General features: G+C 68.8%; 21 protein-coding genes. 18 read left to right on the forward strand and 3 right to left on the reverse strand.

Annotation, left to right across the window (positions count from 1 at the left end):
* Positions 1–12 precede the first annotated feature (12 nt).
* Positions 13–375 carry a hypothetical protein gene (locus tag V8324_RS11535; RefSeq protein ID WP_336420080.1) on the forward strand — a complete coding sequence of 121 codons (363 nt, stop codon included), beginning with the start codon at positions 13–15 and terminating at the stop codon, positions 373–375.
* Between the two features lie 13 nt (positions 376–388).
* On the opposite strand, the gene V8324_RS11540 is transcribed toward V8324_RS11535, so the two are convergent.
* The gene (locus V8324_RS11540; RefSeq protein WP_336420081.1) at positions 389–1,195 is read right to left on the reverse strand and encodes an IclR family transcriptional regulator; all 807 of its coding nucleotides are present in this window, start codon (positions 1,193–1,195) and stop codon (positions 389–391) included.
* Positions 1,196–1,375: 180 nt separating this feature from the next.
* On the opposite strand from V8324_RS11540, the gene V8324_RS11545 reads away from it, so the two are divergent.
* The 10 genes from V8324_RS11545 (at position 1,376) to V8324_RS11590 (ending at position 12,019) form a co-directional block, all read left to right on the forward strand.
* Positions 1,376–2,893, forward strand: a complete 1,518-nt coding sequence (locus V8324_RS11545) for an ABC transporter substrate-binding protein (protein WP_336420082.1) — start codon at positions 1,376–1,378, stop codon at positions 2,891–2,893.
* A 107-nt stretch (positions 2,894–3,000) separates the two neighbouring features.
* The gene (locus V8324_RS11550) at positions 3,001–3,918 is read left to right on the forward strand and encodes an ABC transporter permease (protein ID WP_336420083.1); all 918 of its coding nucleotides are present in this window, start codon (positions 3,001–3,003) and stop codon (positions 3,916–3,918) included.
* Between the two features lies 1 nt (position 3,919).
* Positions 3,920–4,822 (forward strand): ABC transporter permease, encoded by a 903-nt coding sequence (locus tag V8324_RS11555; RefSeq protein ID WP_336420084.1) that lies wholly within the window; start codon positions 3,920–3,922, stop codon positions 4,820–4,822.
* 1 nt (position 4,823) lies between these two features.
* The gene (locus tag V8324_RS11560) at positions 4,824–5,825 is read left to right on the forward strand and encodes an ABC transporter ATP-binding protein (protein ID WP_336420085.1); all 1,002 of its coding nucleotides are present in this window, start codon (positions 4,824–4,826) and stop codon (positions 5,823–5,825) included.
* A complete protein-coding gene (locus tag V8324_RS11565) occupies positions 5,822–6,817 on the forward strand; it encodes an ABC transporter ATP-binding protein (RefSeq protein ID WP_336420086.1) in 996 nt (331 codons plus the stop codon). Before V8324_RS11560 ends, V8324_RS11565 begins: the two co-directional genes overlap by 4 nt.
* Positions 6,798–8,396, forward strand: a complete 1,599-nt coding sequence (locus V8324_RS11570; protein WP_442970521.1) for a gamma-glutamyltransferase — start codon at positions 6,798–6,800, stop codon at positions 8,394–8,396. The genes V8324_RS11565 and V8324_RS11570 overlap by 20 nt, the downstream gene beginning before the upstream one ends.
* Positions 8,393–9,778: a M20 family metallopeptidase gene (locus tag V8324_RS11575; protein ID WP_336420087.1), complete on the forward strand. Its 1,386-nt coding sequence runs from the start codon at positions 8,393–8,395 to the stop codon at positions 9,776–9,778. Before V8324_RS11570 ends, V8324_RS11575 begins: the two co-directional genes overlap by 4 nt.
* 7 nt (positions 9,779–9,785) lie before the next feature.
* On the forward strand, positions 9,786–10,865 hold the full coding sequence (locus V8324_RS11580) for an AbrB family transcriptional regulator (RefSeq protein WP_336420088.1): 1,080 nt from the start codon (positions 9,786–9,788) through the stop codon (positions 10,863–10,865).
* Positions 10,866–10,988: 123 nt separating this feature from the next.
* Positions 10,989–11,585, forward strand: a complete 597-nt coding sequence (locus V8324_RS11585) for a TadE/TadG family type IV pilus assembly protein (protein ID WP_336420089.1) — start codon at positions 10,989–10,991, stop codon at positions 11,583–11,585.
* Positions 11,582–12,019, forward strand: coding sequence for a TadE/TadG family type IV pilus assembly protein (locus tag V8324_RS11590; RefSeq protein WP_336420090.1), 438 nt, complete (start codon positions 11,582–11,584; stop codon positions 12,017–12,019). The genes V8324_RS11585 and V8324_RS11590 overlap by 4 nt, the downstream gene beginning before the upstream one ends.
* A gap of 32 nt (positions 12,020–12,051) precedes the next feature.
* Here the strand turns inward: V8324_RS11590 and V8324_RS11595 are convergent, their stop codons facing one another.
* Positions 12,052–12,726 carry a response regulator transcription factor gene (locus tag V8324_RS11595; protein WP_336420091.1) on the reverse strand — a complete coding sequence of 225 codons (675 nt, stop codon included), beginning with the start codon at positions 12,724–12,726 and terminating at the stop codon, positions 12,052–12,054.
* A gap of 272 nt (positions 12,727–12,998) precedes the next feature.
* On the opposite strand from V8324_RS11595, the gene V8324_RS11600 reads away from it, so the two are divergent.
* From V8324_RS11600 to V8324_RS11630, 7 genes are all read left to right on the forward strand, one after another.
* Positions 12,999–13,163, forward strand: a complete 165-nt coding sequence (locus V8324_RS11600; RefSeq protein ID WP_336420092.1) for a Flp family type IVb pilin — start codon at positions 12,999–13,001, stop codon at positions 13,161–13,163.
* A gap of 76 nt (positions 13,164–13,239) precedes the next feature.
* Entirely contained in the window at positions 13,240–13,743 is a 504-nt protein-coding gene (locus V8324_RS11605) for an A24 family peptidase (RefSeq protein ID WP_336420093.1), read from the forward strand.
* A 33-nt stretch (positions 13,744–13,776) separates the two neighbouring features.
* Positions 13,777–14,550, forward strand: a complete 774-nt coding sequence (gene cpaB, locus V8324_RS11610; protein ID WP_336420094.1) for a Flp pilus assembly protein CpaB — start codon at positions 13,777–13,779, stop codon at positions 14,548–14,550.
* Positions 14,551–14,589: 39 nt separating this feature from the next.
* Positions 14,590–15,840: an AAA family ATPase gene (locus V8324_RS11615; RefSeq protein ID WP_336420095.1), complete on the forward strand. Its 1,251-nt coding sequence runs from the start codon at positions 14,590–14,592 to the stop codon at positions 15,838–15,840.
* A gap of 21 nt (positions 15,841–15,861) precedes the next feature.
* Positions 15,862–17,358 (forward strand): CpaF family protein, encoded by a 1,497-nt coding sequence (locus V8324_RS11620; RefSeq protein WP_336420096.1) that lies wholly within the window; start codon positions 15,862–15,864, stop codon positions 17,356–17,358.
* Between the two features lie 18 nt (positions 17,359–17,376).
* The gene (locus tag V8324_RS11625; RefSeq protein ID WP_336420097.1) at positions 17,377–18,372 is read left to right on the forward strand and encodes a type II secretion system F family protein; all 996 of its coding nucleotides are present in this window, start codon (positions 17,377–17,379) and stop codon (positions 18,370–18,372) included.
* A 12-nt stretch (positions 18,373–18,384) separates the two neighbouring features.
* The gene (locus tag V8324_RS11630; RefSeq protein WP_336420098.1) at positions 18,385–19,362 is read left to right on the forward strand and encodes a type II secretion system F family protein; all 978 of its coding nucleotides are present in this window, start codon (positions 18,385–18,387) and stop codon (positions 19,360–19,362) included.
* A 60-nt stretch (positions 19,363–19,422) separates the two neighbouring features.
* Here V8324_RS11630 and V8324_RS11635 read toward each other — a convergent pair whose 3' ends face one another.
* Positions 19,423–19,770, reverse strand: a complete 348-nt coding sequence (locus V8324_RS11635) for an Hpt domain-containing protein (protein WP_336420099.1) — start codon at positions 19,768–19,770, stop codon at positions 19,423–19,425.
* Between the last annotated feature and the right edge of the window lie 70 nt (positions 19,771–19,840).

The following is a 19,840-nucleotide window of genomic DNA, read 5'->3' on the forward strand; positions in this document are numbered from 1 at the left end:
GGGATGGATCCGATGAAACCTTCACACCTGATGCTTGCCACCATGCTGGCATGGCCCTTTGCGGCGCAAGACGCGCAGGCGCGCAGCCTCGGCCAGATGCTCGACCGGTCGGGGCTGGCGCCCGGCGACATCGCGGTGATGGAAACCGCCGCGCTGGATCTGGTCGCGCCATTGGGCCGGACCGGCGACGCCCGCCGCTGGAGCAACCCCGAAAGCCGCTCGAAGGGGGCCGTCACGCTTGGCCGGATCGAGGGGAATTGCGCGGAACTCGTGCACCGCGTGGCGACCGTGCGGCGGCCGCAGCCGGTGACCTACCGCACCTGGCGCTGCCGCACCGAGAACGGCACCTGGCAGGTCAGCCCCGGACCCGAGTGAGGCGCGCCGCCGCTCAGGCCGGGGTCCGGGCTGGCGGGGCCGCGCCCGGCGCGCGGAAATTGGGCGAGATCGCGTTCGCGGTGTCCTGAAGCTTCGGCACGATCTCGGCGACGATCCGGTCGCGCGTCCAGGTATGCGCCGAGACAGAGCATTGCACGGCCGCAAGCCCGCGCCCGTCATGGCCGATGATCGGGCAGGCGACGCCGATCTCGTTGAGGATCATCTGCCCGGTCGAGATCGCGAACCCCTCGGCCGCGGCCGCGTCGAGGCTGCGTGCGATCGCGTCGCGGTCGAGGGTCGTGCTGGGCGTGAAGGTGGTGATCGGCCAGGTCGCGGCCGCGCGGTGCCGCTCGTCCTCGGGAAAGGTCGCCAGCATCGCCCGACCGGCCGATGTCGACAGCGCCGGCAGCCGGCGCCCGATGATGGTGGCCGCGAAATAGGTGCGCTTGCAGGGCAGGCGGCTGACATAGATGATGTGTTCGCCCGAGATCTCGGCAAGGTTCACGGTCTCGCCCAGATCCTGGCTGAGACCGATCAGCTTGGGCATCGCCTGCCCGATCAGCGGGTCCGACCAGTAATAGGCATAGGCCATCTGCAGCCAGCCATGCGAGGGCCGGAAGCGGCGCGTCACCGGATCCTTGTCGAGCATCCCTTCCAGGTGCAGCGTGTTGGCCAGCCGCTGCGTGCCGCTCTTGTCGAGGCCGGTGCGTTGCGCAAGCTCGGCCAGCGACAGCGCGCTGTGGCCCTCGTCGAAGGCCCGCAGCAGGCGCAACCCCTTGGCCAGCGAGCTTACGAACAGCGTATCCTGCTTTGATTTCATGCACCTGTCCCGAAAGTTCCGAGCGCGCCCGAACGACAGGGTTGACGCTGCGACGAATCTTCGCATTAATTGATCACATGGCGATTGTAGGAATTACAATATGATACGTCAAGCAAAAGCCGGGATCCCGCCCCGCGTCACCACGGCGTGCGGTCGACATCCAGAACAGGGAAAAAAGACATGACACCAGCCTCACTGAAACATGCCGTCGCCGGTCTGGCCATCGTCGCGTCGTCGGGCGCGGCCTGGGCGGACAAGGCCAATGACACGCTGCGCGTGGCCTTCACCAAGGAGCTCGAGAACGTCGACAGCTATTTCAACTCGTCGCGCGAGGGCGTCGTGTTGCAGCGCGCGGTCTGGGACGGCCTGATCTACCGCGATCCGATCACCAACGAGTACGAGGGCAACCTCGCCACGTCGTGGGACTGGATCGACGACACCACGATCGAGTTCAAGCTGCGCGAGGGCGTTACCTTCCACAACGGCGAGGCGTTCAACGCCGACGACGTTGTCTACACTGTCAATTTCGTCTCGAAGAAAGAGAACGGCGTCAAGACGCAGCGCAACGTCAACTGGATGGACTCGGCCGAGAAGGTCGACGACTACACCGTGCGCATCCATCTCAAGGACAAGTTCCCGGCGGCGATCGAGTTCCTGTCCGGTCCGGTCTCGATGTACCCCGCCGACTATTACGCCGAGGTGGGCCCGTCGGGCATGGGCCTGGAACCCGTCGGCACCGGCCCCTACAAGGTGACCTCGGTCGAGTCGGGGCAGCATTTCGTGCTGGAGAAATACGAGGGCTATCACGACAGCCCCAAGGGCCAGCCCGAGATCACCAATGTCGATATCCGCACCATCCCGGACGTCAACACGCAGATGGCGGGGCTGTTCAGTGGCACCCTGGACCTGATCTGGCAGGTGCCCGCCGACCAGGCCGGCAAGCTCGCCGAGATGGAGCAGTTCACCGTCGCCAACGAATCCACCATGCGGGTGGGGTATTTGTCGATGGATGCCGCCGGCCGTTCCGGCGAGACGCCGTTCACCGACATTCGCGTGCGCCGCGCGGTCAATCATGCGATCAACCGGCAGGAAATGGTCGATGCGCTGCTCAAGGGCAAGTCGCGGCCGATCTACACGCCCTGCTTTCCCAGCCAGTTCGGCTGTGTCGAGGAGGCGGCCGTGGAATACGACTACGACCCCGAAAAGGCGCGCGCGCTGCTGGCCGAGGCGGGCTATCCCGACGGCTTCACGACCGAGTTCTACGCCTATCGCAACCGCGAATATGCCGAGGCGATCCTGAGCTACCTCAATGCCGTCGGCATCGAGAGCGACTTCAAGTTCCTGCAATATTCCGCGCTGCGCGAGTTGAACATGACGGGCGACGTGCCGCTGGCCTTCCTCACATGGGGCAGCTACTCGATCAACGACGCCTCGGCGATGGTCAGCCAGTTCTTCAAGCACGGGTCACTCGACGATGCGCGCGACGATCAGGTGCTGGCCGATCTTGAGGTCGCCGACAGCTCGACCGATCCCGACACGCGGATCGAACATTACGCCAAGGCGATCGAACGGATCACCGATCAGGCCTACTGGGCGCCGATGTTCTCGTACAACACCAACTACGTGTTCACGAACGAGGTCGCCTACACGCCGACACCCGACGAGGTGCTGCGCTTCACCACGATGGAATGGAAGTGATCCGGCCGATCCGGACCTGACTTGACCTGTCTGGAGGGCCGTGCGCGGCCCTCCGGCGCCCGTCGCCCGCGCATCAGCGACCCGCCAGAAACCGAGGGGCAAAACCCGTGCTGACATTCATCCTCAAGCGCCTGGGGCTTGCCCTTCTGGTGGCCGTCACCGTGTCCTTCATCAGCTTCAGCCTGCTGTTTCTCGCGGGCGATCCCGCGGTGGCGCTGGCCGGCGAGACCGCCAGCGGCGAGGATATCGAGGCGATCCGCGATCTCTACGGCTTTGACCGCCCGATGCTGGTGCAATACGGCGACTGGCTGATCTCGGCGCTGCAATTCGATTTCGGGGAAAGCTATTATTTCCGCCTGCCCGTCTCCACGCTGATCCTCGACCGGCTGAGCGTGACCATGACGCTCGGCGTCTGCGGCATCACCTTCGCGATCCTCACCGCCGTGCCGCTCGGCGTGGCCGCGGCGATCCGCCCCAATTCGCTGATCGACCGGGTGGCGCTGTTCCTGTCGGTGGCCGGGCAGGCGATGCCCAGCTTCTGGTTCGGGCTGATCCTGATCGTGATCTTCGCCATCCAACTGGGCTGGTTGCCGCCCTCGGGGGCGTCCTCGCCCGCGCATTTCGTGATGCCGACCATCGTGCTGGGCTATTACGCGATGCCCGCGATCATGCGCCTGACCCGAGCGGGCATGCTGGACGTGCTGAACTCGGACTATATCCGCACCGCCCGCGCCAAGGGCGCGCCCGAGGGGCGGGTGCTCTTTCGCCACGCGCTGCGCAACGCGATCATCCCGGTGGTGTCGCTGGCGGCGGTGCAGATGGGCTTCATGCTGGGTGGCTCGATCGTGGTCGAGTCGATCTTCGCGCTGCACGGCGCGGGCTATCTCGCCTGGGAAAGCATCGCGCGCAACGACCTGCCGACGGTGCAGGCGCTGATCCTCGTCTTCTCGATGTTCTACATCATCTTCACCTTCCTCGCCGACGTGCTGAACGCCTGGCTCGATCCCCGGATGCGGAGCGCTTGAGATGACCGTCACCGACACGCCCGACCCGATCCTGCAAGAGATCACCGGCCCGACACCGGGCATGATGCTGCGCCGCCGCGTCTTCGGCCATCAGGGCCTGATGATCGGCGCGGTGGTGATCGCGGTGCTGACGCTGGTGGCGATCTTCGCGCCGGTGCTGGCCCCGCACGACCCCTACGCCCAAAGCCTGATGACCCGGATGGAGCCGCCGGTGTTTCTGGGGGGCTCGTGGGAACACCCACTCGGCACCGACCACCTGGGGCGCGATTACCTGTCGCGGCTGATCTACGGCGCGCGCGTGTCGCTGATGATCGGGGTGATCGCCGCGCTGATCTCTGGCGTGATCGGCACCGCCATGGGCGTCGCCGCCGGCTATTTCGGCGGCCGCGTGGACATGGTCGTGACGTTCCTGATCAACGTGCGGCTGGCGATGCCGGTGGTGTTGGTGGCGCTGGCGGTGGTGGCCATCCTGGGGGGCTCGCTGCAGGTGGTGATCGTGGTGCTGGGCCTTTTGTTGTGGGACCGGTTCGCGGTGGTGATGCGTGCCTCGACCCTGCAGGTGCGCAACCGCGAATACGTCTCGGCGGCGCGCGCCATCGGCGCCTCGACCCCGCGCGTGATCCTGTCGGAAATCATGCCCAACATCGCCAACAACCTGATCGTGGTGGTCACGCTGGAAATGGCGCATGCCATCCTGCTCGAGGCCGCTTTGTCGTTTCTCGGCCTCGGCGTGCAGCCGCCCACCCCCAGCTGGGGCCTGATGGTGTCGGAAGGCAAGAACATGATGCTGTTCGAGCCGTGGATGGTGGTCATTCCCGGCGTGGTGCTGTTCGTGCTGGTGCTGGCGATCAACCTGATGGGCGACGGGCTGCGCGACGTCACCGCCCCCGAAAACCGGAGCTGACATGACCGACACCCCCTTGCTGAGCGTCCGCAACCTGGTGCTGGACATCCCCGTCGGCGGCGGCACCCTGCGCGCCGTGCGGGGCATCGATTTCGACCTAGACCGTGGCGAGACCCTGTGCATCGTGGGCGAGTCGGGCTCGGGCAAGTCGCTGACCTCGCTGGCGCTGATGGGCCTGCTGGGCAAGACCATCCGGCGCAGCGCCGACCGGATGGAGTTCGACGGCACGGACCTGTTGCGCGCCGATGCCGGCACGCTGCGCAGTTTGCGCGGCGCGCGCATGTCGATGATCTTCCAGGAGCCGATGACCTCGCTCAACCCCGCCTACACGATCGGCGACCAGTTGACCGAGGCGCTGCTCTTGCACAAATCCGTCGGGCGCGGCGCGGCGCGCGCCCGCGCGGTCGAGCTTCTGGAAAAGGTCGGCATCACCGGGGCGGCCAACCGCCTGGGCCAGTACCCGCACCAGTTGTCGGGCGGGCTGCGGCAGCGGGTGATGATCGCCATGGCCCTGATGTGCGACCCCGAACTGATCATCGCGGACGAGCCGACCACGGCGCTCGACGTCACGATCCAGGCGCAGATCCTGCGGCTGCTCCACGATCTCGGGCGCGAGATGAACATGGCGATGATCCTGATCACCCATGATCTCGGCGTCGTGGCGCGCGTCGCCGACAAGGTCGCGGTGATGTATGCGGGCGAACTGGTGGAAACCGGGCCGGCTGGGGATGTCTTCAACACCCCCTCGCACCCCTACACGCGCGGCCTGCTGCGCTGCATTCCGCAACCCGGCAAGACCGAACGCGGCAGTACCCTCGGCACCATTCCCGGCATGGTGCCCTCGCTCATCGGCGAGGTCGAGGGCTGCGCGTTCCGCACCCGCTGCCCGCATGCCGAACCCGCCTGCCGCGGCACCATCCCCCGTCGCGAGGAGGGCGCCCACGCCTTCCGCTGCATCCATCCCGACGGCAAGCGCCACGCCGAAGAGGAGGCCCTCGCATGAGCACGCACCCCCCCGCCATCCTCGAATTGCGCGGCGTCACCAAGACCTACCGCGTCAAGCAGGGCCTCTTTGGTGCCGCCCGTCCGCTGACGGCGGTCAATGACGTGTCACTGGCATTGCCGCGCGGCGAGGTGTTGGGGCTGGTGGGCGAGTCGGGTTGCGGCAAGTCCACGCTGGCCAAGATCCTGCTGGGGCTCGAGGCCCCGACCGCGGGCCAGGTGCTGGTCGACGGCGAAGAGATCCGCGCCCAGGACCGCCTGACGCTGGCGCGGCGCATCCAGCCGATCTTCCAGGATCCCTATTCGTCGCTCAATCCCCGCAAGAGCATCTTCGACATCGTCTCGCTGCCGCTTCGCGTGCACGGCATCGGTGACCGCAGCCATTGGGAGGCCGAGGTGCGCAAGATCCTCGACATCGTCGGCCTGCCGGCACGGGTGATGAACACCTTTCCCAGCCAGATGTCGGGCGGCCAGCGGCAGCGCGTGGCGATCGCCCGTGCGCTCATCATGAAGCCGGAAATCGTGATCTGCGATGAGCCGACCTCGGCGCTGGACGTCTCGGTGCAAAGCCAGATCCTCAACCTGCTGGGCGATCTGCGGCACGAATTCGGCCTGTCCTACCTCTTCATCAGCCACGACCTCGCCGTGGTCGAGCATCTGGCGACCCGGGTGGCGGTAATGTATCTCGGCCGGATCGTCGAAGAGGCCGACGTGGCCGGGCTTTTCGACGAGGCCGCACATCCTTACACGCAGGCGCTCTTGAAATCCGTGCTGACGCCCGAGCCCGGCCTCGGCGTGCCCGACACGCAGCTCGGCATGGCCTATCCCAACCCGATCGACCCGCCCTCGGGCTGCCATTTCCACCCGCGCTGCCCGCATGCCACGGATCTGTGCAAGACCACGCCGCCGCGCCCGGTTGGCACCAGCGTGGGCCATGTGGAATGCCACCTGCACGACCCCGACGGGCCGATGCATGACAGGCGGGCGGCGTGACATGTCGGTGAACCTGTCGCGCAGCGCGACCACCACCAAGACCGTGATCGAGACCGCGCATGGCGTGGTCGCCGCCCAGCACCGACTGGCCGCCATTGCGGGCGCCGAGGTTCTGGCCGCCGGCGGCGACGCCGCGGATGCCGCGATCGCCACCTCCTTCGTCCTCGGCGTGCTCGAGCCGTGGATGAGCGGCCCGGCGGGCGGCGGCACGCTGATGCTGTGGCGCGCCGAGGACGGCACGGCGCAGGCGCTCGATTACGGGATGCGCGCGCCCGGCGCGCTCGATCCCGCCGAGTACCCGCTCTCGGGCGAGGGCGTGGCCGGAGACCTGTTTCCTTGGGAAAAGGTGGTGGGTGACCGCAACGTGCAGGGCGCCACCGCCGTCGCCGTGCCGGGGCTGGTCGATGGCATGGGCCAGTTGCACGCGCGCTACGGCACGATGCCCTGGGCCGATCTGCTGGCCCCGGCGATCGAGCATGCCCGCGCCGGGCTGCTGGTCGACTGGTATGCCGCCCTGATCATCGCCTCGACCACCCGCGAACTCGCCAAGGATCCGGACGCGGCCGCACTTTTCCTCGAGGACGGGCAATGGCCGATGATCTCGGGCTGGACGGCGCTCGCCGAGAAACGCGTCGATCAGACCCGCATGGCCGACAGCCTCGACCAGATCGCCCGCTTTGGGGCGCGCGCGCTTTACGACGGCGATGTCGGGGCCGCGATGGCCGCCGACATGCAGGCCAAGGGCGGCTCCCTGAGCCATGACGATCTGCGCGCCTACCGCGCCACGTTCCGCGAACCGCTCAAGGTCTCCTATCGCGACGCGCGGTTTCACGTGCCCCCGGGCCTCACCGCCGGGCCTACCTTCGCCCACGCAATGCGCGAGATGGAACCGCGCGATCTCGCCACGAAACCCGACGCTTTCTCAGCCTATGCGGCCGCGCTCAAATCCGCCTATGCTGACCGGCTGGCCAACATGGGCGACACCGGCGAGACCGAGGCGCACCAAGGCTGCACCACGCATTTCTCGGTCGTGGATCGCGCCGGCAACATGGTCTCGCAGACCCAGACGCTGCTGTCGATCTTCGGGTCGCGGGTCGTGTCGCCCTCGACCGGCTTCACGATGAACAATGGCATCATGTGGTTCGACCCGGTCCCGGGCCGCCCAAATTCGCTGACGCCGGGCAAGCGCTGCCTGATGAATGTCTGCCCGATCCTCGGGCAGGCCGGCGACGCGCGTTTTGCCCTCGGCGCCTCGGGCGGGCGCAAGATCGTCTCGGCGATGGTTCAGATGGCGTCCTTCATCGCCGATCACGGCATGGATCTGGGCGCGGCCTTCCACCACCCGCGCATCGACGTATCGGGCGGGCCGACCGTGGTCGCCGACGAGACGCTGCCCGAGGGCGTCCTGGCGCGCCTCGGCGCCGAACATGCCGTGATCACCGCGCGGCGCAGCCCGTTCCCTTTCGCCTTCGCCTGCCCCGCCGGCGTGATGCGGCAGGGCTGGACGAATACCGGCTGCACCGAGATCATGTCGCCCTGGGGCGACGCCGTTTCAGAAGACCAGACAGGATCATCATGACCAGAGACGCCGCAATCGAGACCATCTCAGAGTATTTCGACGCCGGCCGCTTCCAGGCTGACCTTTCGGATCTCGTGGGATACCAGACCGAAAGCCAAAATCCCGACCAGGCCCCGGAACTCCTGCGCTACCTGCAACAGGCGATGCAGCCGCGGCTCGAGGCGATGGGGTTCACCTGCACGCTTCATGACAACCCGGCCAAGGGCGCGGGTCCGATCCTCACCGCCGAGCGGCACGAGGGCGACGACCTGCCCACCGTGCTCAGCTACGGGCATGGCGACGTGATCCGCGCCCAGACCGACCAGTGGCGCGACGGCCTGCACCCCTTCACACTGGTCGAGGAGGGCGAGCGCCTTTACGGGCGCGGCACCGCCGACAACAAGGGCCAGCACCTGATCAACATCGCCGCCCTTCAGGCGGTGATCGCGGCGCGCGGGCGGCTCTGCTTCAACTGCAAGATGGTGATCGAGACGGGCGAGGAAACCGGATCGCCCGGCCTGCATGACTTCTTCGCGGCCCATAAGGACGCGCTTTCGGCCGATGTGCTGATCGCCTCGGACGGCCCGCGCCTGCAACCGGGCACGCCCACGCTCTTCATGGGCTCGCGCGGCGGCGTCACCTTCGATCTGCTGGTCGATCTGCGCGAGGGCGCGCATCATTCCGGCAACTGGGGCGGGCTGCTGGCCGATCCGGCGATGATCCTCGCGCAGGCGCTTGCCACGATCACCGATGCGCGCGGCCAGATCAACATCCCCGAATGGCGCCCCGACAGCCTCTCCAACAGCGTGCGCGCGGCGCTGGCCGACCTGCCGATCCAAAGCGATGACGGTCCTGCCATCGACCCCGACTGGGGCGAAGAGGAGCTGACGCCCTGTGAGCGCGCCTATGGCTGGAACAGCTTTGCCATCCTCGCGATGAAAAGCGGCGTCCCCGAGGCGCCGGTCAACGCCATCTCGGCGCATGCCCGCGCCACCTGCCAGCTGCGCTACGTGGTGGGGACCACGCCCGAGGATATCGTGCCCGCGCTGCGACGCCATCTCGACGCGCAGGGGTTCGAGGCCGTGCAGATCGTCCCGCACGATCGCGGCTTCTTTCGTGCCACGCGGCTCGACCCTGATCACCCCTGGGTGCGCTTCGCCGCCGCGTCATTGCAGGACACCGCGGGGCAGGCGCCGCATATCCTGCCCAACCTCGCCGGGTCGCTGCCCAACGATGCCTTTGCCGAGATCCTCGGCCTGCCCACGGTCTGGGTGCCGCATTCCTATCGCGGCTGCTCGCAGCACGCCCCGGACGAGCACGTGCTGAAACCCGTCTGCCGTGATGCGCTGCGGGTCATGGCCGGGCTGTTCTGGGATGTCGGCGCGGGCCACGCGCCGCGCTAGGCGGGTGGTGCCGACCCCCGTCCCGCCGATGCAGCACCTGCGTAAGTGGCTGGCGCTGGCCGTGCTCTACGGGCTCGGCATCGCCACCGGCTGGCTCTTCTCGCTGCTCGGGGCGCCGCTGCCATGGATGATCGGCCCGCTGCTGCTGTCGGCGGGGCTGTATCTCGGCGGTGTGCTGACCGTGCAGGTGCCGCTGCGGACCCGGCCCTTCGGGCAGATGGTCATCGCGGCGCAGGTGGGGCTTGCCTTCACCCCGGCGGCGCTGGCGGCGCTGCTGGCCTACGCGCCGCTTCTCGTCGGGGCCGCGTTCCTCACGGCGGCGGTCGCCTGCGGCGTGGCGTACCTGACGTCGCGGATGGGGGGGATGCCGCCGGCGCAGGCCTTCCTTGCGACCTTTCCCACCAGCCCGGTCGAGGCCGCGGTGATCGCCGGGAAATTCGGCTGGGATCCCGCCCCGATCGTGCTCACGCAAACCCTGCGGATCGCCGCCGTGGTCATCCTCGTGCCGCTTTTCGTCTACGCGGTGGATGGCTGGCCCGCGCCCGGCGACCTGGTGCGCGGCGGCACGTTCGACCCCGTCGGCAACGGGTTTCTCGCGCTGCTGGCGATCGCCGGCGCGCTGGTCTTCCGCAGGCTGGGCCTGTCGAATCCGTGGTTTCTCGGCCCGCTGGCATTCTCGGCCACCGCCGCCGCGGCGGGGCTGCAACCCGCGCCCTTCCCGCCGGAGATGCTGTCGGCGGCGCAGATCGTGCTCGGCACCTGGCTCGGCAGTTGCTTTCGCCGCGAGATCCTGCTGGGCGGCCGACGGCTCATGCTGACATTGACGGCAAGCACCCTGCTGCTCTTGCTGGTGATTTCCACGTTGGCCCTCGGGCTGGCGGCGCTCACCGATCTGCGATGGGAGGTGCTGGTGCTCGGCATGGCCCCCGGCGGCGTCACCGAAATGGCCCTGACCGCCAAGTTCCTCGGCGTCGATCTGGCGATGGTCACGGCGCTTCAACTGACCCGGATCTTCATCTTCATGCCGAACATCCCGTGGATCATCGGCATGATAGACCGCCACGACAAACGCCCGCACGGGACCTGACTGGCCAGGCGGGCTGGCCGTCCGGCCAGCTATTGCGCGGCGCGGGCATCGCGTATGCTCGGGCAGTTTCGCGCGATGCCGATCCGTTACCCGACATCGCCGGTCAGGAGAGGATCACCAGAGATGAGGCCGGGTTTCATCAGCAACACCAGAGCGCACAAGTCATCCGCAACCGGGCCGGCCCTCGGTGCGCTGCTGCGCGACGCGCGCGGCAGCATCGCGGTCGAGTTTGCCCTCGTCGCCCCCGTCCTGATGGTCGTGCTGGCCGGGGTGATCGATATCGGCAGCGCCGCCCATGCGCGATTGTCGCTGCAGGCCCGGGTGACCGCGGCGACGGAATACGCACTACTGCAGCCTGCGCCGCCCGATCAGCCGGCCGCGGCCGACATGGCGCAACGGCTTGTCGGACTGCTGCAGGGCGGCGGCACGACCGGGGCCGAGGCGGTGGTCAACAACGCCGCAAGCGCTGCGTGGTCCGAAGGGGCCGTGACGCCCTCCGCCGGGCCGGGGGCCGCCACCGCGTGCTACTGTCCGGCCCTGTCGGGCGGGGCCGTCGACTGGGGGTCGCCGGTGGTCTGCGACACGCCCTGCGCCGCGGGCGGCACCGCGGGGCCCTTCGTGCGGATCGCCGCGCAGGCGCGCCATGTCTCGCTTTTTCCGGCATACGGGTTTGTCGCCGGCGACACGCTGCAGGCCAGCGCCGTCCTGCGGTTGAATTGACCCGCCGCGCCGCCCTTCCCAGGCTGATCGCCGCGCGCCGCGGCGCCGTCGCGATAGAGTTCGCGGTCATCGCGCTGCCGTTGATCCTGCTGCTCACCGGCACGATCGAGATCAGCCGCTATACCTGGACGCGCGTCGCGCTGCAGGATGCGGCCTCGGCCGGGGCGCGGTGTCTGGGCCTGCGCCTGTCCCCTTGCGTCGTCGCCGACAGCATGGATGCGGCCGCCACCGCGAGTTTCGTGCGCGGGCAGGCGCAGGACTGGTCGGTCGCGATCACGACCGACACCGTCACCCCGGAAGAAGGCGTCGCGTGCCAGGGCGTCGCCGATTTCGCCCGTGTCGCGATCCGCCACCGGTTCACCAGCGTCGTCGCGGCGCTGCCCGACAGCTGGATCGAGGTCGAGGCCTGCTTCCCGGTCTACCCGTCGGCCTAGCCGGCCCCGGTCGGGGATGCGCCGGGCCGGGGTCACGCGCGGTCCTCCAGCAGCCGCGCGCCGAGCGTTGCCGCCTCGACCCGGTTGGACACCCCGAGGGTCTGGAAGATGAACGACAGGTGAAACTTCACCGTGCTGGGATTGATGCCGAGCTCGCGCGCGATCCCCTTGTTCGGCTGGCCGGCGACCAGCAGCCGCAGCACCTCCATCTGGCGTGGCGTCAGCGAGGCCAGCAAGGCCGCGGTCGGCCGGCGCGCGGGATCGCCCGCCGGCGCGCCCTCCGATTGCGGGGTGAAGGGCGGCACGTAGACCGACCCGTCGGCGATCTGCCGGATCGCCGCCTCGGCCTCGCCGATGCCCAGCCCCTTGTTGATGAAGCCATGCGCGCCGGCCGAAAGCGCCATGACGATGTCCTCGCGCGATCTCGACGCCGACAGCACGACGAGCCGGATGTCGGGTTGCGCGGATTTCAGTGTGGTCAGCAGATCGAGATTGTCGATGCCGGGCATGTTCAGATCGACGAGGCCGAGGCCGAACGCGGTCCCGTCGGAGAGATACGCGAGCGCCTCCTCGGTGCTGGCGCAGGTCACCACCGCATCACTGCCGAACCATTCCCCCAGCACCGCGTCCATGGCAACGCGGAAAAACTCGTCGTCGTCGATCACGATGACGGGGGCGAGCGCCGATAATGGAGTGTGCTGTACCATACGGTCTTGAATGTGATGTCCACGCACGTGCCGTTCAGGCTTACCCGCTCAACCCTTAAGATTGCGTCAAGCGGCGTGGCCTGCGCCCTCCGGGAACCGGTGACCGGGCCTGCCCAGATGGCTAGGCCACCATGCCAGCTAGAGTAACGTCTTAAGATTGCGTACACATATGGAAGGCGGAAAACCGTCGGGAGTGGTGCGAAAATGCCAAAGCATTGCGTGCACCGTTCAGCCGGCAAGGCCGGATCAACCCATGAACAAGGAGCAAAGACATGCTTTATCTCATCACGAAACTCAAGACCAACGACGAGGGCGCGACCGCCATCGAATACGGGCTGATCGCCGCCCTGGTGGCCGTGGCTGCCATCGGTGGGCTGACCCTCATCGGCGGCAACCTTGAGACACTCTTCCAAGATGTCGGCAGCGATCTCAGCTAATGATGTGCCGCGACCCCGCTGCCGCATCGCCACGGCTTGTAAAGGGGCGGTGCGGCCGAGGTTCCGGTCGGGACCCATGCAAGACAGCCTCCTGATCCTCGCCCCTGCCTGGTTCATCGCCGGGCAGGGGATCGCCGCGGCCAATGACGCGGTGCGGATGCGCATTCCGAATGCGCTGATCCTCTACCTGCTGGCGGGGGCGGCGCTTGCCGCGACACTTTCGCCGCCGGGATGGCTCGATCTGGCGGCCAGAACGGCGGTCGGCCTCGCGATCCTCGGCGGCGGTCTGGCCCTCTTCGCGCGGGGCTGGATGGGCGGCGGCGACGTCAAGCTGCTGGCCGTGACCGCCCTTTGGCTCGGGCCGGCGGCGACGCCGGGCCTGCTGATCCTGACCGCCCTCGGCGGCGGGGTCCTGACACTGGCACTGGTCGCGGCGCGCAGCCTGGGCGCGGGTCGCCTTGCGGGCCACCGGATCGCCGCCCTGCGCGACCCGATGGACCGCGTGCCCTACGGCATTGCCATCGCGGCGGCGGCGATCGCCGCGGCACTCCTGCGGCCCGAGGCCCTGTCGATGGGCTGACGGCCCTTCCTCGTCCCTGCCTGGAGGATCCACATGCTTCGACTCCTGATCCTGATCATCGCCCTCGGTGCCGGTGGCGGCGCCGCCTGGATCGCGACACAGCAAACGGCAACGGCCCCCGATCCGGCCCCGGTCGCGGCCCCGCCCGAGCCGGCCATCGAGATGACCTCGGTGCTCGTCGCCGAGATGGATCTCGCGCGCAGCGGCGAGGTGACGGCCGAGGCGCTGCGCTGGCAGGACTGGCCGGTCGAGGCCGTTCCCCCAAGCGCGATCGAGCGCAAGGCGCAGCCCGGCGGGCTGCGCGAGGCGACCGGGCAATACGCCACCCGCCCGATCCTGACCGGCGAGCCGATCGGCCAGCACCTGCTGGCACCGACGCCGGGCAGCTACCTTGCGGCGATGCTCAGCCCCGGCAAGCGCGCGGTCGCCATCGACGCCAATACCCAAAGCACCGCGGGGGGGTTCATCCTGCCCAATGACCGCGTCGACGTGCTTTATACCACCGAGCGCGGCAACGACGCGCCGGAACTGCGCAGCCGCACCATCCTCAAGGGCGTGCGGGTGCTGGCGATCGACCAGTCGACCGACCAGACCACCGCCAACACCGTGCTCGGCAGGACCGCGACGCTGGAACTGACCGAGGCGCAGGCCGAGGTCGTCACCGCCGCCCAGTCGAGCGGCACGCTGTCGCTGTCGCTGCGGCCGATGGTCGAGACACCGGGCGAGCCGTCGATGGACGCGATGGAAGCCCCAAAGCGGATCCGCGTCGGGCGCGGCACCAGTATCGAGGACATCACGCTCAACTGACAGCGCGCCCGCGCCGCGGTCAAGGCAAGGAACGAACAGATGCAACATGCGCCGATCAGGATCGAAGCAGACGCCGCCGTGGAAGCCCGCGCGGCCCCGTCGAGCGCGCGCGTCCCGCATATCACCGTGGCGGCCTTCTGCCTGACGGACGGGACGCGCGACGTGATCTCCCGCGCCAGCGGCGACCGCCGCCTGGTGCGGGTCAAGACCGAGATCGCCGAGGGCGGCATCGCCGCCGCCCTTAAGGCCTTCGACATGCGGCGCACGCCGTCGCTGCTGGTCGTCGAGGTCGCCAGCACCGGCGACACCCTGCTGAAAGAGCTCGATGCGCTGGCCGAGGTCTGCGATCCCGATACCAGCGTGGTGGTGATCGGGACCGAGAACGACATCGCCCTCTACCGCGCGCTGATCTCGCGCGGGATCGCGGAATATCTGGTCGGCACGCTCGGGCCACTCGACGTCGTGGCGACCGTGCAGGCGCTGTTCGCCGAGGAGAACACCAAGACCCTCGGCACCGCCTACGCCTTCGTCGGCGCCAAGGGCGGCATCGGCGCCTCGACGCTAGCGCAGAACGTCGCCTGGACCATCGCCGAGGACGAGACCAGCCCGACGCTGCTGCTCGATCTCGATTTCCGCTTCGGGTCGAGCACCGTCAATCTCGACCTCAAGCCGGTGATGGGGCTCGAGAAATACATCGACGACCCGGACAAGTTCGATGCCGCGCTGCTCGACCGGCTGGCGGTGCCGCGCGGCGACTATCTCAGCGTGCTGCCCGGCTTCGACGACCCGCTGACAGAGGTCGAGCCCGCGCCCGACGCGGTCGCGCGGCTGATCGAGATCGCGCGCGCCTCGTTCCCGCATGTCGTGCTCGACGTGCCGCATGACTGGTCGGCGTGCAGCCGCGACGCGCTGACCTCGGCGGACCAGGTGCTGATCGTGGCCTCGCCGGACCTGCCGAACCTGCGCAACACCCGCGCGCTGCTCGAAAAGTTGCGCGCGCTGCGGCCCAACGATGCGCCGCCGCGCGTGGTGCTCAACACCTGCCGGATCCCCAAGCGCAAGGAGATCCCGGCCGAGAAATTCGCCAAAAGCCTCGGGATCGCGCACTGCACGACCATCGCCTTCGACGCGGCGACCTTCGGGAGCGCCGCCACCGATGGGCGCTTGCTGCGCGAACAGGCGCCGCGCAGCAAGGTGCAGTGCTGCATGCGCGACCTCGCCCAAAGCCTGAGCGGCAGATCCCGCAAGCCCGCCCGTGGCAAGCTGCGCGGGTTCCTCGGGCTCGGCTGACCGCAACGGAAGAGATCCCCCATGACGCACTCCTTTGGAAAACGAACGGCGCTCGAGACCGCCACGGCGGTCACGCCGGCGCGGTCCGACACGCAGCGCGACGCGGTCGCGCCGGATACCGCGCCAGACCCGGCACCCGACACGGCACCCCAACCCGCGCCCGAGGCGGTGACGCCGGACCCGCCGCCGCAACCCGTGAAACGCCCCGTCGCGGCCAAGGCGCCCTCGGCGGACGTGGCCGCCGGCTATCTCGACCTCAAGAAGGAGATCTTTGGCGCGCTGATCGAATCGATCAACATCACGGAACTGGGCCGCATGGACCTGTCGGCGGCCCGGCGCGAGGTCGGCGGTGTCGTGGCCGAGATCCTCGCGGCCAAGCGCGCCGTGCTGTCGAGCAGCGAACAATACGACCTGACCGAGGAGATCTGCAACGACGTCCTCGGCTACGGCCCGCTCGAGCCGCTGCTGGCGCGCGACGACATCGCCGACATCATGGTGAACGGCACCGACCGGATCTACATCGAGGTGAACGGCAAGGTCATCCAGACCAATATCCGCTTTCGCAACAACGAGCAGCTTCTCAACATCTGCCAGCGCATCGTCAGCCAGGTCGGACGCCGGCTCGACGAATCAAGCCCCATCTGCGACGCGCGCCTGCCCGATGGCAGCCGCGTCAACGTGATCGCGCCGCCGCTGGCGATCGACGGGCCCAGCCTGACGATCCGGCGCTTCAAGAAGGACAAGCTGACGCTCGACCAGCTCGTCGATTTCGGCTCGATCACCCCGGCCGGCGCCGAGATCCTCAAGATCATCAGCCGCATCGGCTGCAACGTGGTGATCTCGGGCGGCACCGGCTCTGGCAAGACGACGCTTCTGAACTGTCTCACGCGGTTCGCCGGCGAGGACGAGCGCATCGTGACCTGCGAGGATTCCGCCGAACTTCAACTGCAGCAGCCGCATGTCGTCCGGCTGGAGACCCGGCCCGCCAATGCCGAAGGGTCGGGCGAGGTGACGATGCGCGACCTGATCAAGAACTGCCTGCGGATGCGCCCCGAGCGGATCATCGTCGGCGAGGTGCGCGGCCCCGAGGCGTTCGACCTGCTGCAGGCGATGAATACCGGTCACGACGGATCGATGGGCACGCTGCACGCCAACAGCCCGCGCGAGGCGCTGTCGCGCCTCGGTTCGATGATCACCATGGGCGGCTACGACCTGCCGTCGCTGACCATCCAGCAGATGGCGGTGTCGTCGATCGACGTCATCATCCAGGCCTCGCGCATGCGCGACGGCTCGCGCCGGATCACCCATATCACCGAGGTGCTGGGCCTCGAGGGCGACGTGCCGATCCTGCAGGACATCTTCGTCTACAAGGTCACCGGCGAGGACGAGACCGGGCGCATCATCGGCCAGCACCAGTCGACGGGAATCGGACGCCCGGCCTTCTGGGATCGCGCCCGCTATTTCGGCGAGGACGCGCGGCTGGCGCGCGCGCTCGAAGCGGCGAAAACGACCTCATGACCCGAAAGCCCGTGCCCCATGCCTGACATCCCGCTCACCCTGCTGGTGGCCCCACTCGCCGCGCTGGCGGCGATCGGGCTGGTGCTGATCCTCGCGATGCCGGCGCTCGAGGCGCGCGCGCGGCGCAACCGCCGCCTCGCCGAGGCGCTCGGCGCGGGCCCCGTCGCCGGCCGCGACCAGACCGCGGGCGGCAACGCCCCGGCGCGCCGCAAGGCCATCGAGGACACGCTGAAAGAGATCGAGGAACGCCAGTCGATCCACCGCCAGCGCCGCCGCGCGCCCGGCCTGCCGCAACGCCTGCGCGAGGCGGGGCTCGACTGGCGGCCGCGCGGCTACTGGCTCTTCAGCGCCACGCTCGCCGTCTGCGCCTTCGCCGCGGCCGCGTCGCTGGGGCCCCTTTCGGCGCTCGGCATCGGCGCGGCGGCGGGAGTGCTCGTGCCGCGCCTCTACGTGGCCTTCCGGCGCAAGCGGCGCCTCGCCGCCTTCGCGGCCGCCTTCCCGGACGTGATCGACCTCATCGTGCGCGGTGTGCGCGCCGGCCGGCCGATGGTCGACTGCCTGTCGATCGTCGCCAGCGACACAGAGGATCCGGTCCGGGGCGAGTTCCGGCTGGTCGTCGAGGATCAGTCGGTCGGCATCCCCCTGCAGGATGCCGTCGACCGGCTGGCGCAGCGCGTCCCCCTGCAGGAGGTCGCCTTCCTCGCCATCGTCGTCGCCATCCAGAACCGCGCCGGCGGCAGCCTGACAGAGGCGCTGAGCAACCTCTCGACCGTGCTGCGCGGCCGTCGGCAACTGCACGCCAAGGTCAAGGCGATGAGCGCCGAGGCCAAGACCTCGGCCGGGATCATCGGCGCGCTGCCGGTGATCGTCGCGGGCCTCGTGCAGCTGACCAGCCCCGAATATCTCGCGGTGCTCTACGAGACCGATCTCGGGCTGATGGTGCTGGCCGGCTGCGCGGTCTGGATGTCGATCGGCGTCTTCGTGATGCGCCAGATGATCAATTTCGACATGTGAGGAGGCTGCGAGATGACGATGGATCTGACCGACCCCCTCACGCAGCAGGCGCTGATCCTGCTCTCGGCCCTGTCGGCCATGGGTGCGATCCTCGCGCTCGCCTGGCCCTGGCTCGCCCGCGACCGCATGGCAGAGCGGATGCGCGGCGTCGCGCAGGACCGCGCCTCGGTGCGCCGCCGCGCCCGGCCGGCGCGCGGGCCCGGCCTGACCGATCGTTCGCGGCTTTTCGCCAGAGAGCCGAACCGCCTCTTCGCCGGGATCGTGGAGCGGCTGAACCTGGCGCGCCTCGGCAATGCCGGCGAGGCCGCGCAGCTGTTGCGCATGGCCGGGCAACGCGGGCGCGCGCCGCTGGTGGCCTACCTCGCCTCGCAACTGATCGCGGCCATCGTGATGCCGGGCGTCGCCTTCCTCTACATCGCCTTCGTGGTGCGGCCCGACCTGTCGATGCCGATCATCGCGGCGATGGCCTCGGCGGGGGCGCTGGTCGGCTACATGCTGCCCCGGATCTACGTTCGCAACCTCATCGCGAAACGCCATACCAGTCTGCGCCGCAGCTGGCCCGACGCGCTCGACCTGCTGCTGATCTGCGTCGAATCCGGAATGAGCGCCGAGGGCGCCTTTCGCAAGGTCGCCGAGGAGATCGGCGCGCAGTCAAAGGAACTGGCCGAGGAGATGTCGCTGACCACCGCAGAGCTCGCCTATCTGTCGGATCGCCGGCAGGCCTACGAGAATCTCGGCACGCGCACCGGGCTCGACAGCATCAAGGCCGCGGTGATCGGCCTCATCCAGTCGGAGAAATACGGCACGTCGCTGGGGCACACGCTGCGGATCCTCGCCAAGGAAAGCCGCGATTTCCGGATGTCGGCGGCCGAGAAGAAGGCGGCGGCGCTGCCGCCCAAGCTGACGGTGCCGATGATCCTGTTCTTCCTGCCGGTGCTCTTCGCGGTGATCGCGACGCCGGCAATAATCCAGGCATTGGCGGCATCATGACAACGTCCTGCGCCCAAACGCGCGCGCCGCATTCCCGGTCCCGGCGGGGCCGGGCGGGCGTCATTCCGGCAGGGGCGGCGCATCCGGTGCGCCGGGCGGGATCTCGCTGGCCCGCCGCGCCTGCACGATCCAGCGGTCCAGCGCCGGCGCCACGCCCGCCCCGCGCCGCAGCGCGCCGTCGAGGGTGGCCGACGCCTCGGCCAGGGCGCGAAATCCCAGGAACCCGGCGCGCCCCGCGGTCCGGTGGGCGATATCCTGGATCGTGGCGCGCGTCGGCCGGCCCTGCGCGATCTCGGCAAGATGCTCCGCGAGATCCCTGCGGAACAGCTGCAGCCAGGCACGGGCGCCGTCCTCACCGAACACTTTGCAGGCCTCCCGGTAGACCGCCGGATCCTGGATCCCGCTCACCCCCCGCCGGCTCCGGTTCCGCATCCCCAAGCCGCGTCCGTCGTCCCCATTTCCCATCCCTGATACAACC

This window comes from Roseovarius sp. D22-M7 (genome assembly GCF_037083785.1).
GTDB lineage: Bacteria > Pseudomonadota > Alphaproteobacteria > Rhodobacterales > Rhodobacteraceae > Roseovarius.

Bases quoted from the DNA above. Each gene is read 5' to 3' on its own strand.
- V8324_RS11535 (WP_336420080.1), top strand. From the start codon at position 13: ATGAAACCTTCACACCTGATGCTTGCCACCATGCTGGCATGGCCCTTT.
- V8324_RS11540 (WP_336420081.1), bottom strand. From the start codon at position 1,195: ATGAAATCAAAGCAGGATACGCTGTTCGTAAGCTCGCTGGCCAAGGGG.
- V8324_RS11545 (WP_336420082.1), top strand. From the start codon at position 1,376: ATGACACCAGCCTCACTGAAACATGCCGTCGCCGGTCTGGCCATCGTC.
- V8324_RS11555 (WP_336420084.1), top strand. From the start codon at position 3,920: ATGACCGTCACCGACACGCCCGACCCGATCCTGCAAGAGATCACCGGC.
- V8324_RS11560 (WP_336420085.1), top strand. From the start codon at position 4,824: ATGACCGACACCCCCTTGCTGAGCGTCCGCAACCTGGTGCTGGACATC.
- V8324_RS11565 (WP_336420086.1), top strand. From the start codon at position 5,822: ATGAGCACGCACCCCCCCGCCATCCTCGAATTGCGCGGCGTCACCAAG.
- V8324_RS11570 (WP_442970521.1), top strand. From the start codon at position 6,798: ATGACAGGCGGGCGGCGTGACATGTCGGTGAACCTGTCGCGCAGCGCG.
- V8324_RS11575 (WP_336420087.1), top strand. From the start codon at position 8,393: ATGACCAGAGACGCCGCAATCGAGACCATCTCAGAGTATTTCGACGCC.
- V8324_RS11585 (WP_336420089.1), top strand. From the start codon at position 10,989: ATGAGGCCGGGTTTCATCAGCAACACCAGAGCGCACAAGTCATCCGCA.
- V8324_RS11595 (WP_336420091.1), bottom strand. From the start codon at position 12,726: ATGGTACAGCACACTCCATTATCGGCGCTCGCCCCCGTCATCGTGATC.
- V8324_RS11600 (WP_336420092.1), top strand. From the start codon at position 12,999: ATGCTTTATCTCATCACGAAACTCAAGACCAACGACGAGGGCGCGACC.
- V8324_RS11605 (WP_336420093.1), top strand. From the start codon at position 13,240: ATGCAAGACAGCCTCCTGATCCTCGCCCCTGCCTGGTTCATCGCCGGG.
- cpaB (WP_336420094.1), top strand. From the start codon at position 13,777: ATGCTTCGACTCCTGATCCTGATCATCGCCCTCGGTGCCGGTGGCGGC.
- V8324_RS11615 (WP_336420095.1), top strand. From the start codon at position 14,590: ATGCAACATGCGCCGATCAGGATCGAAGCAGACGCCGCCGTGGAAGCC.
- V8324_RS11620 (WP_336420096.1), top strand. From the start codon at position 15,862: ATGACGCACTCCTTTGGAAAACGAACGGCGCTCGAGACCGCCACGGCG.
- V8324_RS11625 (WP_336420097.1), top strand. From the start codon at position 17,377: ATGCCTGACATCCCGCTCACCCTGCTGGTGGCCCCACTCGCCGCGCTG.
- V8324_RS11630 (WP_336420098.1), top strand. From the start codon at position 18,385: ATGACGATGGATCTGACCGACCCCCTCACGCAGCAGGCGCTGATCCTG.